This window comes from Chryseobacterium electrogenes (assembly GCF_053553015.1).
The window spans coordinates 1,075,887-1,090,496 of sequence record NZ_JBNPPB010000002.1; the positions used below are offsets into that span (position 1 = coordinate 1,075,887).

General features: G+C 33.6%; 14 protein-coding genes and 1 other RNA gene. 5 read left to right on the forward strand and 10 right to left on the reverse strand.

Going from position 1 to position 14,610, the window contains the following annotated elements:
• Positions 1 to 79 precede the first annotated feature (79 nt).
• Genes ACQQ6V_RS04840 through ACQQ6V_RS04855 form a run of 4 tightly spaced genes read right to left on the reverse strand, consistent with a single transcriptional unit; the run spans position 80 to position 4,116 of the window.
• Positions 80 to 1,795, reverse strand: a complete 1,716-nt coding sequence (locus tag ACQQ6V_RS04840) for a phospho-sugar mutase (protein ID WP_448844426.1) — start codon at positions 1,793 to 1,795, stop codon at positions 80 to 82.
• 16 nt (positions 1,796 to 1,811) lie between these two features.
• Entirely contained in the window at positions 1,812 to 2,513 is a 702-nt protein-coding gene (locus ACQQ6V_RS04845) for a GIN domain-containing protein (protein ID WP_448844427.1), read from the reverse strand.
• 39 nt (positions 2,514 to 2,552) lie between these two features.
• The gene (locus ACQQ6V_RS04850) at positions 2,553 to 3,503 is read right to left on the reverse strand and encodes a glycosyltransferase family 2 protein (RefSeq protein ID WP_448844428.1); all 951 of its coding nucleotides are present in this window, start codon (positions 3,501 to 3,503) and stop codon (positions 2,553 to 2,555) included.
• Between the two features lie 28 nt (positions 3,504 to 3,531).
• Complete coding sequence (locus ACQQ6V_RS04855; RefSeq protein ID WP_448844429.1) at positions 3,532 to 4,116, reverse strand: DUF4199 domain-containing protein; 585 nt, start codon at positions 4,114 to 4,116, stop codon at positions 3,532 to 3,534.
• A 208-nt stretch (positions 4,117 to 4,324) separates the two neighbouring features.
• Here ACQQ6V_RS04855 and ffs point away from each other — a divergent pair.
• Positions 4,325 to 4,422: signal recognition particle sRNA small type (gene ffs, locus ACQQ6V_RS04860), an RNA gene on the forward strand.
• An 81-nt stretch (positions 4,423 to 4,503) separates the two neighbouring features.
• Here the strand turns inward: ffs and ACQQ6V_RS04865 are convergent.
• The 5 genes from ACQQ6V_RS04865 to ACQQ6V_RS04885 form a co-directional block, all read right to left on the reverse strand.
• A complete protein-coding gene (locus ACQQ6V_RS04865; protein WP_448844430.1) occupies positions 4,504 to 5,184 on the reverse strand; it encodes a metal-dependent hydrolase in 681 nt (226 codons plus the stop codon).
• A 31-nt stretch (positions 5,185 to 5,215) separates the two neighbouring features.
• Complete coding sequence (gene menA / locus ACQQ6V_RS04870; RefSeq protein WP_448844431.1) at positions 5,216 to 6,142, reverse strand: 1,4-dihydroxy-2-naphthoate octaprenyltransferase; 927 nt, start codon at positions 6,140 to 6,142, stop codon at positions 5,216 to 5,218.
• An 87-nt stretch (positions 6,143 to 6,229) separates the two neighbouring features.
• Entirely contained in the window at positions 6,230 to 7,078 is an 849-nt protein-coding gene (locus tag ACQQ6V_RS04875; protein ID WP_448846175.1) for a 1,4-dihydroxy-2-naphthoyl-CoA synthase, read from the reverse strand.
• Between the two features lie 135 nt (positions 7,079 to 7,213).
• The gene (locus ACQQ6V_RS04880; protein WP_448844432.1) at positions 7,214 to 7,702 is read right to left on the reverse strand and encodes a DUF4920 domain-containing protein; all 489 of its coding nucleotides are present in this window, start codon (positions 7,700 to 7,702) and stop codon (positions 7,214 to 7,216) included.
• A 34-nt stretch (positions 7,703 to 7,736) separates the two neighbouring features.
• Positions 7,737 to 9,827 carry an LTA synthase family protein gene (locus ACQQ6V_RS04885; RefSeq protein ID WP_448844433.1) on the reverse strand — a complete coding sequence of 697 codons (2,091 nt, stop codon included), beginning with the start codon at positions 9,825 to 9,827 and terminating at the stop codon, positions 7,737 to 7,739.
• Positions 9,828 to 9,956: 129 nt separating this feature from the next.
• Between ACQQ6V_RS04885 and ACQQ6V_RS04890 the strand changes: the two genes are divergently transcribed.
• The 4 genes from ACQQ6V_RS04890 to ACQQ6V_RS04905 all read left to right on the forward strand — a co-directional run bounded on the left by ACQQ6V_RS04890 (position 9,957) and on the right by ACQQ6V_RS04905 (position 13,648).
• Positions 9,957 to 10,781 (forward strand): head GIN domain-containing protein, encoded by an 825-nt coding sequence (locus tag ACQQ6V_RS04890; protein WP_448844434.1) that lies wholly within the window; start codon positions 9,957 to 9,959, stop codon positions 10,779 to 10,781.
• A 100-nt stretch (positions 10,782 to 10,881) separates the two neighbouring features.
• Positions 10,882 to 11,526 (forward strand): outer membrane lipoprotein periplasmic chaperone LolA1, encoded by a 645-nt coding sequence (lolA1, locus tag ACQQ6V_RS04895; protein ID WP_448844435.1) that lies wholly within the window; start codon positions 10,882 to 10,884, stop codon positions 11,524 to 11,526.
• Positions 11,527 to 11,631: 105 nt separating this feature from the next.
• Positions 11,632 to 13,095 (forward strand): LptF/LptG family permease, encoded by a 1,464-nt coding sequence (locus tag ACQQ6V_RS04900; protein ID WP_448844436.1) that lies wholly within the window; start codon positions 11,632 to 11,634, stop codon positions 13,093 to 13,095.
• Positions 13,096 to 13,114: 19 nt separating this feature from the next.
• On the forward strand, positions 13,115 to 13,648 hold the full coding sequence (locus ACQQ6V_RS04905) for a GNAT family N-acetyltransferase (protein ID WP_448844437.1): 534 nt from the start codon (positions 13,115 to 13,117) through the stop codon (positions 13,646 to 13,648).
• A 63-nt stretch (positions 13,649 to 13,711) separates the two neighbouring features.
• On the opposite strand, the gene ACQQ6V_RS04910 is transcribed toward ACQQ6V_RS04905, so the two are convergent.
• Positions 13,712 to 14,599 (reverse strand): phage tail-like protein, encoded by an 888-nt coding sequence (locus ACQQ6V_RS04910; RefSeq protein WP_448844438.1) that lies wholly within the window; start codon positions 14,597 to 14,599, stop codon positions 13,712 to 13,714.
• Positions 14,600 to 14,610: the final 11 nt, after the last annotated feature.

Here is a 14,610-nt window from a genome sequence, read left to right on the forward strand (position 1 = left end):
ATATATTAGATTTAGTATTTCTTTTTATTAGTTTTATTTAAATAAAAAATTCGGGATTGCTTAACCCCGAATTTCTATATTAATTAAGCTTTAGACTTTCTTTAACAGCTTCAATCTTAGCTTCCAAAAGTGGAAGTTTCTCAACGAAGTCAGCTTCTGATGCAATACTATCTTTTACAGAAACGTAGAATTTAATTTTAGGTTCTGTACCAGATGGTCTTACACAGACTTTAGTGCCGTCCACTGTATAATAAATTAAAACGTTAGACTTCGGGATGTCATCCATGGTATGTTTTTCATTTTTAGAAACAACCAAACAAGTCTGCTCTTTAAAATCTTTAACCTCTTCAACAAGAGAACCAGCGATTTCTTTAGGTGGATTTTCTCGGAAGTCCTTCATCATCTGCTGGATTTCTTCAGCGCCTTCTTTACCTTTTCTAACAACATTAACAAGACCTTCATAATAGAAACCAAGTTCTTTATAAATGTCAATCATATATTGATACATCGTTTTGCCATTAGCTTTGCACCAAGCGGCAATCTCACAAGCCAACAATATAGAACCGCAAGAATCTTTATCTCTCACAAAATCTCCCGTCATAAAACCGAAGCTTTCTTCGCCACCGCAAATGAATTTTTCTTGACCTTCGTGATCACGAATCATCTTACCAATCCACTTGAATCCTGTCAAACCAACTTTGCAATCTACACCGAATTTTTTGGCTACATCAAAGAAAATATCAGAGGTAACTATGGTAGAACCAATAAATTCTTTACCTGTAATTCTGCCTTGTTTTTTCCATTGATCCAAAATATAATAAGTCAAAATCGTGTTACATTGGTTACCATTCAATAACTGAATATCGCCCTCTAGATTTCTCACCGCAATACCTAATCTATCACCGTCTGGATCGCATCCAATAACGATATCACCATTGGTAAACTTTGCCAAATCCATTGCCATTTGCAAAGCTGCTGGCTCTTCTGGATTAGGAGATTCTACCGTCGGGAAATTTCCGCTTGGGATCATCTGCTCGGTTACCAAATCTACTTTTGTAAAACCTGCTTTTTTCAACGCTTGAGGAATCGTTGTATACGTTGTCCCGTGGATAGAGGTAAAGACAATGTTTAAGTTATCACGACCCACATTTTGATATAAAGAATGCTCCATACAAGCGTCAATATATACGCTGTCTTGCTCTTCTCCAATCCACTCGATTAGATCATCGTTACCTTCAAATTTAATCTCATCAAATTTTGTTGAATAAACTTCTCTGATAATATTTTCGTCATCTGGTGGTACAACCTGCGCACCATCGTTCCAGTAGACTTTGTATCCATTATATTCTGGCGGGTTGTGAGATGCCGTTAACACGATACCTGCATTACATTTCTTATCTCTAACCGTGAAAGACAATTCTGGCGTAGGTCTATGATTTTTGAACAAAAGAACCTTAATGCCATTAGCTGTCAAAACATCAGCAACTAATTTCCCAAATTCTTTAGAATTATGACGTACATCGTAAGCTATCGCAACTTTAATCGTTTGATTTGGAAACGATTGATGAAGATAATTAGCCAAGCCTTGTGTTGCTTGTCCTAATGTATACTTGTTAAGACGATTAGTCCCAACGCCCATTACACCGCGCATACCACCAGTCCCGAACTCTAATTCTCTATAAAAAGAATCGTCCAAATCTGGAGAATTACTATCAATAAGTGCTTGGACTTGAGCTTTTGTTTCTTCATCAAAAGTATCTGTTAGCCACAATTGTGCTTTTTCTAATATTGTCATATATTTTTAGGTGTGTTTAGTTTAAAACTTTTTGTTGCATGCTTGCCTTATCGGCTACTTTAATTTTTTTAGTTGGATTACCGTAATAGATAAATTTACTTGTATTATTAAGGTTTCCTTTCATTTCTTCATCGACGTTAACTTCGGTGTAATTACCATTTTTAGAATCGATTTCGAGATCTTTGATAAACCAATAAGGCGAGATAATACTCGCTGTGTCGGCAATCTTGATATAAGCTTGATCTGTCTTACCAAGAAGATTAGCTCTACTTTTCTGTGTCATATCGACCCAAGCTTTCTCAGAGACAACAGCTCCAATAAATTTTGCTTGGTCTTTAAGAGTTAGTTTAAAATCCTTCACTTTCATTTGGCTAGAAATATTCATTTCTACAGAATCCGACAATTTAATATCATCAAAATTATGTTTGCCATAGATCGTCAGATTATAAAAGCCAATTTTCTCCGTTGGTCTTTTTTCTGCAATCGTAAGGACTTTACCATCTACCTTAATATTAAGGTTTTTGAAAAAATTAGATGTCGTCTCCACTGTCACAAAATTATGAGGACTTTCTACATAAAATAATCTGAATTTCCCTTTGGCATCTACCTTAGAAAACTCTGCCAACTCAACATCTTTAGCCTCAATGGTTCCTTTTGGCGAAATGTTCCCACAAGAGAATAAAGTCAAAACCAGAACTGAATAAAGTATATTTTTCATATGTCTTTCGTTTAATTTCAAAGATAAATTTAAACAAAATTAAATTACTTCTTCGATATTATAGTTTTTATGATCACGTTTGGTACGGATAATCATCTCTCCCAAAAAGCCTGCTACAAAGAGTAAACTTCCCATTAACATCATCGTCAAAGCTATGAAAAACCAAGGATTATTGGTAATTAGATGACCATAAATCCCTCTAGAAACATCAATTAATTTTGAAATTCCTAACCAAATTGTAGATAGAAATCCGATGATAAACATTAATGTTCCTGCTGCACCAAAAAAGTGCATCGGGCGTCCTCCAAAACGACTTACAAACCAAAGTGTTACCAAGTCTAAGAAGCCTCTGATAAAGCGCTCTGTCCCGAATTTTGACGTACCATAAGGACGTGCCTGATGTTGCACTGGCTTTTCGGTTATTTTTCTGAAACCTGCATTAGCAGCCAAAACAGGAATATATCTATGCATATCGCCATAGACATCTATAGATTTTACAACTTGTTTTCTGTAAGCTTTAAGCCCGCAATTAAAATCATGCAACTCTACGCCGGATAATTTTCTTGCTGCGCCGTTAAAGAGTTTTGACGGTAGATTTTTGGTCATCACATTGTCAAAACGTTTTTTCTTCCAGCCAGAGACAATGTCATAACCGCCATTAATAACCATATCATAAAGTTCTGGTATTTCTTCCGGAAAATCCTGTAAATCAGCATCCATAGTAATAATTACATTACCTTGTACTTTCTCAAAAGCTGCATGCAACGCTTGAGATTTTCCGTAATTCTTAGCAAACTTTATCCCATGAACTTGCGGATATAGTAACTTAAGATTTTCTATAATGCCCCAAGACAAATCGGTACTTCCGTCATCTATAAACCAAACATCATACGACAATTGATGCTGATTACACACCTTATCTATACGGTTAAACAATTCCTCAATGGACTCTTCTTCGTTAAGAAGCGGGACAATTATAGAAAGATTCATCTATTAAATTTAGGGTAAAAATTGATAATTACTCGTAACGTTTTTTGTTTTTCAAAAAAGCAGCAATAATTATTGACAAAAGTAAATAAAATAATAAAATGCCTCCAAAAAACCTCGACAAAGATTGAAAAGAAAAGAGATTTTCTTTTTTATTCATCGCATAATCTATCCTTGTTTTAAACTCTTTATACTCTTTATTAATAGCATCAACTTTTTCTTTATCTTTTGCGTTAATACTCGCAATCTGCTTATTGTAAGACTCATCTAACTTCAATTGCTCTCCCTTAGAATGTTGATAAATTAATAAATCTCTTGCGTCTGTATCCACATAATTAAGAAATAAAAACATAGAAGAAATAGAGAAAAAGCCACCGATAAAAACAGGAACAAAAGCTTGTCTAAAAGCCTGAGGATAAGTAATATACCCACCTCCTCTTTTAAAATACACGGATAAAAATGCCGTAATACCATAAAGAAAAGTTAAACCAAATGCATTAATCGCCATACTGGTATCCCAATAGCTGGCATTTGCAAAAAAATAATAAACGATAAAGAATAACAACATGGTTACTCCGTATAAAGCGAAACCAATAGCAACTGGATTTTTTGTCATAATGTTTTAAATGTAGGAAGATTGAGGATTAAAATTGATTAAAAAAAGATAAAATTATATCCTAAAAAGTTTAACTGCTCTATTAATTTTGAAAAATTTCAATAATTTTTAGAATTAAAAATCAAGCAATTAGCTTTTAATAAAGGAAAAAACAATCTTTTTTTAGTGGTCCTTCTTCCAAATTCATAATAATGTTCTATATTTGCACCGGCAAGTCCTACACAACCAGCTCCTGAGAATCCTCCAGGGTGGGAACGCAGCAAAGGTAATCGGTTGTAGCGGTGTGATGTAGGTAGCTTGCCATTTTTTGTGCCTTGTAGTCAGATAAATTTGAGAATACAATCGTCTGATTTTCTTTCAAGGTTTTCATATTCTCAATTTCTTTAATTAAAATTCTAACTCTTCTCCTAATTTTGGCAATACCAACTCTACACCTGCATCAGCAAAATGTTTGTGCGCATTATCATGATTAATAGTAATCGCTTCGAAAGTATCGAAATGACAACCAATAACCTTAGGCGTTAATAACAATTCTTTGGCTGCAAAAGCCGCCTTTCTAGGGCACATTGTGTAATGACGACCAATTGGCAAAATAGACCAATCTATCTTTCCGAATACTTTAGGAAATAAAGCCATCTCTGCAGAAACTCCCGTATCGCCTGCTAAGTATAGATTTTTACCTGGTAAACGGAAAATATAACCAGAAGCTAATCCGCCGTAAGATCCATCAGGAAAAGAGCTTGTATGACTTGCTGGCACCATAGAAATCTTAAGATCATCAATCTTAGCAGAACCGCCAAAGTTAATATCAATATTATTTTTATGTTTAAAGTAAGCACAGATCTCAGGTTGTCCAATTACCGTTGCGTCTGGATGATTCTCCAAAACCTCTGCAACATCAGCAATATGATCGCCATGAGCGTGTGTGATTAAGACATAATCTATCTTCTGCGCCTTAATATCAAAACCACTTTCGGATTTTTGAAAGTTATAAAAAGGATCGCTTAATATGTTTTTTCCGTTGTATGTGAACAAAAAACAATTTTGTCCTAAAAATTTAATTTTCATTAATTTAAAAATTTATTGTTGGAAATTTTATTTAAAAATAATTAAGACCAACCGCCGTCAATAGCGCGGTCATAAATGCCAATATACCGACTTGTTTCAAGAATGGATCAAGATCTTTATGCGCTTTAACCTGCATAATTCTGCGACGCAAAGCCGTAAATGGAAATAATAAAATCATTACCATAAACGCATAATAATTCCCTCTTTCTTGGAAACCATTCATCATTAAGAATAATAACATCAATAAAATTGGCAATTGCAGTAACACAATTTCGTAAACCATCGCATTACGGAACCCTAATTTTAAAGCTAAAGTCTTTTTACCTGATGCTTCATCATTTTCCATATCTCTCATATTATTGAGGTTAAGAACAGCCATACTCAACATCCCAATCGCTGTCCCGGGAATTAAGATGTCCCAGCTAAAAGTTTTGGTGAACAGAAAATAACTTCCGCACACTGAAACTAATCCAAAGAATATAAACACGAAAATATCGCCCAATCCCATATAACCATAAGGCTTTTTGCCCACAGTGTAACCAATCGCCGCCAATATACTCAATACGCCTAATCCAATGAAGATGTAAAATTCGTTCATAAATTCTGGAATAAATGCCGTATATAACAATGCTAAAGTTGCTACAAATGATAAAATAGCCATAATGATGACCGCAGTTTTCATTTGACTAGCTGTGATTCTACCAGACGCTACAGCTCTGGCTTCGGCTTCATTAATTCTGAGCTTGTCAGTACCTTTTACGCCATCACCATAATCATTGGCATAATTAGAAAGGATTTGATATAATAAAGTAACCAAAATGGCTAAGGCAAATATTTTCCAATCCCAAAAACCGCCTTCTTCTTTCAATCGCCATTTTGCAATGAAAGATCCCATAATTATTCCACTTAAAGAAAGCGTTAATGTGCGCAGTCTAGCTGCTTGTATCCAATGTATCATTTATTTTTTAGATGTTAGATGTTAGACATAAGACGTTAGAGGTAAGAAAAATACTTCAATCTAACTTCTTAATTCTAAATTTCTAGATTAAGAAATCCACTGATCTTTCCCGAAGTCTGGTTTTCTTTTTTCTAAAAAGGCATTTCTACCTTCTTTAGCTTCTTCGGTCATATAAGCCAATCTTGTCGCTTCACCAGCAAATACCTGTTGTCCTACCATACCATCATCTGTAAGATTCATCGCGAATTTCAGCATTCTGATAGACATTGGTGATTTACCAAGAATTTCTTGCGCCCACTCATAAGCCGTATCTTCTAATTCATCATGCGGAATAACAGCATTAACCATTCCCATTTCGAAAGCTTCCTGAGCATTATAATTTCTTCCTAAAAAGAAAATTTCGCGGGCTTTTTTCTGCCCTACCATTTTTGCCAAATAAGCAGAACCGTAACCACCATCAAAACTCGTAACATCAGCATCTGTCTGTTTGAAAATCGCATGTTCTTTACTTGCTAAAGTCAAGTCACAAACAACGTGCAAAGAATGTCCACCACCAACAGCCCAACCAGGAACCACAGCAATAACAGCCTTGGGCATAAAACGAATTAATCGTTGAACTTCTAAAATATTAAGACGATGTCTACCATCTTCTCCTACATAACCTTTCTCGCCACGTGCTTTCTGATCGCCACCGCTGCAAAATGCCCAACCGCCATCTTTAGGACTTGGTCCTTCTCCAGATAACAACACAACACCTATGGACGGATCTTCTGAAGCATCAAAAAAAGCATCATACAATTCTGAAGTTGTCTTTGGACGAAAAGCGTTTCTTACTTCTGGTCTATTGAAGGCAATTCTTGCAACGCCATTACACTTTTTATAAGTAATATCGTCGTATTCTTTAACGGTTTTCCAGTCTATCATTTTGTTGAAAATTTCCTCCAAAGATAAGGAGAAATTACGGCTTTAACAATGGCAATAAAAGCTGTAAAATCAATTTTTAAGCATAAAAAAACGCTCCCGAAAAAATCGGAAGCGCCATCAAAAATATAAGTAAAGTGATTGGTCGTGTTAACTAACTACTTTTATAGCATTGGCTAAAAAGCGTGTTTCTGATTTAGGATCTTTAATCGCATCTATTTCTGCTTGAGATTTTTTTGCATCTTCTGCATAATGTTTTAACTCATTAACAGAAGTTGTCTTAGTCTCTGCCTTACCTTCTAGAACAACGGTTTTCCCCTTTAATGCAGTTGGTACAAAGAATGCGTAATCTTTCATTTTAACAAAAAAATCTTTTCCATCTTCTGTTTCAATTTTTACCCAACATCCTTTTTTGGGACAAACATCGGTTACTTTGCCTTTTACAACAACGTTTTCTACCTTTGGTTGAGTTTGTAATTGTTTATTAAGTTCTTTGGTTGTAATTGCTTTTTTTGCAATACTAGCATCAACGTCCTTTCCGTAAAACTCACCAACGTTAGCATCGCCAACCGGAGGACCAGATTGAGCAAAAGTCACAACGCCTAAGCCCAAAGTCAAGATAAACAATAAATTTTTCATTCTTTTATTTATTTTTTGTAAATGTAATGAAAATTTATTTAGAATCATTCTTATTTAGTCGATTATTTTTCAACCAAAGTGAAGTACTTTCGTAAGCGGCAATAGTTTTATTCTTATAAAAATCGTTAATACTCTGATTTACAACCTCATCATAATAAGGATTGAAATCTTCAGGAATATCGTTTTTTTGTTGTTTTAAAAGGTATTGTTTTATTTTTTTAACCGGAGAAATAACCGTTAAGACATTATCTTTAATATAACCAAGGTCTTGATAAGTCCCAACATAAGCTCGCGGTTGATAATTAGGCTTTAATACGTCTTGTCCTAAAAACTGACTTTCATAATTGAAATTAAGTAATCCAAAAACCGTTGGCATCACGTCTATCTGCGACATAAGTTTGGTAACATGTTGAGGCTGGATAAAACCTTCTGAGAAAACCATTGCAGGAATTCTGTATTTGTCAAGTGGCAACTCGGTTTTACCTGCACTAGAAGCACAATGATCTGCAACAATCACAAAAACTGTATTCTTATACCAATCTTGTTTTTTAGCCAAATCAAAAAATAATCTGATAGAATAATCCGTATATTTTACACCACCATCACGAGATTTTGCATCGCCAGGAATGTCTATTCTACCATTAGGATAAGTAAAAGGTCTGTGGTTACTTACCGTCATCCAATGATTGAAGAACGGTTTTCCGGATTTTGCTTCAGCATTCATGGTCTGGATCGCTTTTCTCGCCATATCTTCATCGCTCACGCCCCAGATGTTGGCAAAAGTTATTTCTTCTGGATTAAAACTCGCACGATCAACAATATCGTAACCATTTCCTCCAAAGAAATCTTTCATATTATCAAAGTAAGAATCGCCACCGTAAAGATATTTCACCTGATAATCTTTAGCCTTAAAAACGCTTCCTGTTGTGAATTTATTTTTATTATCAACTCTTTTGATAACACTTTCTCCAGCAGTTGGCGGGATACACAATGTTAATGCTTCTAATCCTCTAACCGTTCTATTTCCCGTAGCATAAAGGTTAGTAAACATCATACTTTTGGTTGCCAAACTATCTAGGAAAGGCGTGATATTTTGTTTGTTACCGTAATGTGCCAAGAAATCAGCAGATAAACTTTCAACAGAAATTAAAACCACATTCTTCTTAACTTCTGGCTCAGCAGAGACAACTGATCTTCTTAACTGAGATGGATCAAACTCGCTTAAAAATAATTTTTCTGCCTCGGATTGTCCAAGAGCTGGATAAAATTTAACAAAATCTAATTCTTTAGTATTAAAAGCTGTATAAAATTTGTCCAAGCCATTACTTTTAATCTCTTCAGAAAAATTATTATCATAATGGATCTTATCCAACTGTCCAATTGTAAACAAACTTAATCCAAACAAAATAACATACACAACTAAAAACCCAATTTTCTGCATGAAAGTTGGCAATTGCACAAGCTCTGATTTTGTTTTTTTGAAAATAAAAAGTGTCACCAGCAAAGCAAATGTAATAATGATTGTAAATAACGGAACAACAGGATAAGACTCCATAATATTACCAATAACTTCGTTGGTGTATATTAGATAATCTACTGCGATAAAATTATATCTAACCCCGAATTCGTTCCAGAAAAAATACTCACTAACGGCATTTTGGATAATTAGTAATACATACAAGAATAATAGTATAAAATAAAGGATATTTCTAAACTGTAATCTCTTCTTCGGGAAAAATAATAGTAATGCAAATAAAACCAGCTTAACCCCAACAAAAGCCATCGCAATCTCTGCAACAGATCCTCCATATTGTTTGAAAATATTATTAGGAATTACCGCAATGTATAACCAAAAAGCAGCCAAGACGCCTAATATGATATAACCCCAAGGCTTTTGATATTTAGAATTAGATAGAAATAATAAATCTAAAGCCAATATAGAAGAAGCCAATACAAAAACAAAAATATCCGTCAAAGTACCTAATAATAAAATCCCAATGCTATCAATAATACCAAATGCAGTTGTGGTAATTGGATGAAAGAAAAACACTAATCTTAATAGAAATGAAATAATAAGATAGAATAAACCTAGGTAAAGAAATGGTTTTAGTTTACTAAAATTCATGGTAAATATTTTTATAAAAATTGGGCGCAATTTAAGCTTATTATTTAGTATTTTTAAAACATTAAATCTTTACATGTAACAAAATCATCACTTTAGTTGTCTAACTCTATATAATTCAAAAATATAATTATGAAAACTAACATACTATCCGCTCTCTTTTTATCAGGAATCTTAAGTTTATCAGCTTGTAGCTATCAAAAATCAAATAATGATGGCGTTAATGTTTTCAATGGATTCTCATTAGGTAGCAACGAGGGAAAAGGCGCTATAACAGAAAAAACTTATAATTTTGATTTTGATGACATCCAATCATCCAATTCTCTAACTGTTGAAGTTGTTAAATCTAGCACTGAGAAAGTCGTAGTCTCTGCACCATCTGACCTTATCGATCAAATCGAAATCAGAAAAGAAGGCGATAAAGTAAGAATAAAAATTGCAGACGGAGTTAGAAATATATCTACAAGACGTGTAAAAGTAACGGTATACGCTAACGATTTTAGTAAAATTTCGGCATCATCTAGTTCTTCGATAAAACTTATGGACGCTTTTAAAGGCAATCAATTTGACATTAGCACCTCTAGCTCAGCAAGTATTAAAGGAAGTTTTGATGCCAGAATTATTAATATAAAAGCCACGAGCAGCGCAGATTTTTATGGTGAAATTTTTGCACAAGATCTTAATGCCCAAGTTTCCTCTTCTGGAACAATTAATATAAAAGGACGCTCCGAAAATGTAACAGGACAAGCATCATCTTCTGGTGATATAGAAGCTTCCGAATTTGTAGCAGAAAATGCCATCTTAACAGCCTCTTCTTCTGGAGGAATCAAAGTTGGTGTAAGACAAAGCCTAGTAGGCACTGCATCTTCTAGCGGCGATGTAATCGTTCTGAAAAAGGGTACGCTTGATAAAGTAACTGTTAAAGAAAGTAGCTCTGGCTCTGTAATTGTTAAATAATCCTAAATATTAGTCTTACCTGCAGAACTTGCCCTAAATTTGTAATATCAGTTTTAACTTTTTAATTAAAAAAGAGTCAAACTTAGCATAAACTATACATATGACACAATTATTGAAAAAAACAAGTTTATTAGGACTTATCATAGGTAATATCATCTTGGTATCAGCACAAAAAATTGACACCAAATCTCAGACAATTTTAGACGCGGTGACTGCCAACTATAAAAGTAAAAAGAACACCTATTTCAAATTTACTTATGGCACAGGAAGTGGATCAGTAAGTAAAGCAGAAACAGGCATCTTCTACTCTAGCGCAGACAAGTATAAGCTGAAAATAATGGGTGTAGAGCAGATTTTTGACGGCAGTAAGATCTATAATATCAATGCGGCAGACAAAGAAATCACCGTAGCAAAACCCAATGATAGCGATGCAATGTTTTCTCCATTAAGCTATCTAGAAACTTACAAAAAGGATTACAATGTAACTTATACAGGTAAAAAAAATATTGGAGGAGCAAGCTTAGACCAGATTACTATGATTCCGATTAAAGATAATGGACTAAAACAAGTTGATGTTTATATCAATACACCTAACAAAAGAATTGTAAAATTAGAGCAATTATCAACAAGTAACCAAGTCGCAACAATCACAATTAGCGACTACAAAGAAAACCAAACTTTATCTTCTGCAATATTCAGTTTTGACGAATCTAAGTACCCTAAATATATTATAACAAAATTGTAATGAATACCTATAATTAGGTTAACATCTAAAAAGTCATATTGTCCTTGGGCATTATGACTTTTTTTATTGTATTTTTGATGCGAAATTTCATTAAGCTTTTCCCATTTGAAAAAATTAGACAAATATATTATCAAAACGTTTTTCGGACCGTTTTTCTTCATCTTTAGTGTATTATTTTTCATCTTCATCGTTAACATCGTTTGGGTGCAGATGGCACAGTTCACAGGTAAAGGGCTCACCTATTGGGAAATAACCAAACTCCTTTTCTATATGGGGGTTAGCGTAATCAGTATGGTATTACCATTAACCATTCTGCTAGCCTCTATTATGACTTTTGGAGATTTTGGAGAACGCTATGAGTTGGCTGCCATGAAAGCTGCTGGTATTTCTCTAACGAGGATTATGGCTCCATTGTTTATCACCGTTACGATGCTCTCTGTAATGTTGTTTTTCTTTTCTAATAATGTCATACCAGATTTTCAGAAAAAGGCAAAAAATATGATGTTCAATATCATATCATCTAAACCTGCTCTTAATTTTACACCAGGCGTTTTTATTAATCAGATTACAGGATTCTCAGTAAAGTTTGATAAAATATCTGGCGAAAATAACGAAAAACTAGAAGGCGTATTTCTTCATAAAAACGCTAACACTTATGAAAATCAACAAACAATAATTTCCAAAAACGGAAAATTTGCGCCCGCTATTGATCGTAATTTTTTAAAGTTAATTCTCTACAACGGCTATATTTTTGAAGATAACATCGGTAATAAAGATTACAGAGAACGACAGAAACAACCTAATCAATCAGTAAAATTTGATAGTTTGGTATTCCACATCGATATTAGCGAATTGATTAATAATGCCATAGAAAATGAGAAAATAACAGACGATTATCGTTTCCAGACTTATCGTGAAGTTAATAAAACTCTGGATAAAGTCAACAAAGAGAACAAAGTCAATCTAGGCTCTATCTCTAACCAGTCTTTGATACAGACCAATTCTTATGTCATCTATGCGGACAAAGACAAAATAACCGAAAAAGAAAAAGCAAAAACAGATAATCCTCTCGATCTCAAAAAACTAACACCCGAGAAAAGATTAGAAATATTAAAATCTGCCTATGATCGTATACAGAGTAACAAAGAAAGTCAATCTAGTTACAAAGATCAGATCTTAGAAATGACAAAATATAAAAATAGAATTATAATATATCAACAGCGGATTATCTCCTACTCTGTCACGTGTATCATCTTTTTTATGATTGGAGCCAGTCTAGGATCTATTATTAGAAAAGGCGGTATGGGATTACCTGTTGTGATTGCAATTGTTATCTTTATCATATTCTTTGTCATTAACCTAACTGTAGAAAACATGTCTTGGAAAGGACAGCTAGATCCTTATATTGCAACATGGTTCCCTAATATGGTGTTATTTCCGTTAGGATTATGGCTTACAATCAAAGCATTAACTGATTCTCAATTATTTGATATTGAAAAATACAAAACTTTATTAAAACCAATTACAAAGCTTTTTGTAAAACAAAAGGAACATCAACGTTATCAATAATTTTGATATTAAATAAAAAATGAATTTCTCCATACAGACAGAATTAGAAAACGAAACAGTACTTCTTTTACCTTTAAAAGAATCTGATTTTGAAGAACTTTATCAAGCAGCTTCTGATCCTAAAATCTGGGAGCAACATCCTAATCCGGATCGCTACAAAAGAGACGTATTTCAAACTTTTTTTGAAGGAGCAATTTTGAGTAAAGGCGCTTTCAAAATTATAGATAAAGAATCTGGGAAAGTTGCTGGATCTTCTCGTTATTATGATTATAATCCAGAAGAAAATAGCATCTTAATGGGTTATACCTTTTATACAACAGAATACTGGGGAACGGGTATTAATCATCGTGTAAAAAAGTTAATGATGGATTATATCTTCCAATTTGTAGATGCTGTCATTTTTCATATTGGTGCAAAAAATATAAGATCTCAAATTTCTATTGAAAGATTAGGCGCCAAAAAAATTAAAGAGCAAGAAGTTGAATATTTTGGAGAACCATCTCGGCTTAATTTCATTTATCAAATCAATAAAGAAGATTACAATAACCGCTAATGAAAAAGACACTGAAGAAAGCTCTTCAATGTCTTTTTTTAAATTCAAAACTCTTAAATTTACTTACTTTGCCGAAGGCAGATAAATAATTGACATTGAATTAGATATCGTTCTGTCATAAGAAGATAATTCAACATTTAGATTATATTCATAAGAATTTTGAGTGCTACCAGGCGTTACATTTTTAGTCAACGGTACAGTCTTTTGCCCCGCCGTTAAGTATATAACAGTTTTAAAACTTTGGTAAGTAATAAAGTTGGGACCTAACGCAGGATCAATCGAATTACTTTTTGTTAAAAAAACTGCGTCAGTTAATCCAGACGTTGAAAATGCGCCTAAATAAGGCTTGGAAACTCCTAAATGAAGATTCCTTCTTGTAGAATCATTGGAACCGCGCCAAGGCTTCAAAAGAGTATTAATTGATACAAGATAGTAGCCCGTAAGAGGTGCCGTAAATTCTCCTGTAGTTGTATTATAAGTAGACTGTTTATCTGTCACAATATCATCAAAAATAAAACGTCGGATATTGTTTCCTAGATCATTACTAACAAAACTATTATCATTACCAGAAGGCTTCATTTTGACTAAAAGAATAATGCGATTAAGATTTAAAGTCGTTAACGCTGAATTTAAATAATCTTGGTTTAGAAATCTATTCCATTTTTTATTACTGTAATAATAAAAAGAATTGGCAATAACATCATCAGTGGTATCTAGCGGAGTCCCGTTATTTCCATTAGTTAGATTGTATACCAACAAAGAGTTAGCCGGATTAGAAACACTAATTACATCCGTTGCTCCCTTTAATGAAACTCTAGGGACAAGCAGTCCTTTATTATTTGATTTTATATCTAACATTGCATTTTCATCAGGATTACTATTATTAATACCAACCTGTCCACTGATAGAAGAAATGCATATTAAAAAAAATAAATGTATAATTTTTTTCATCCTTCAAAGAT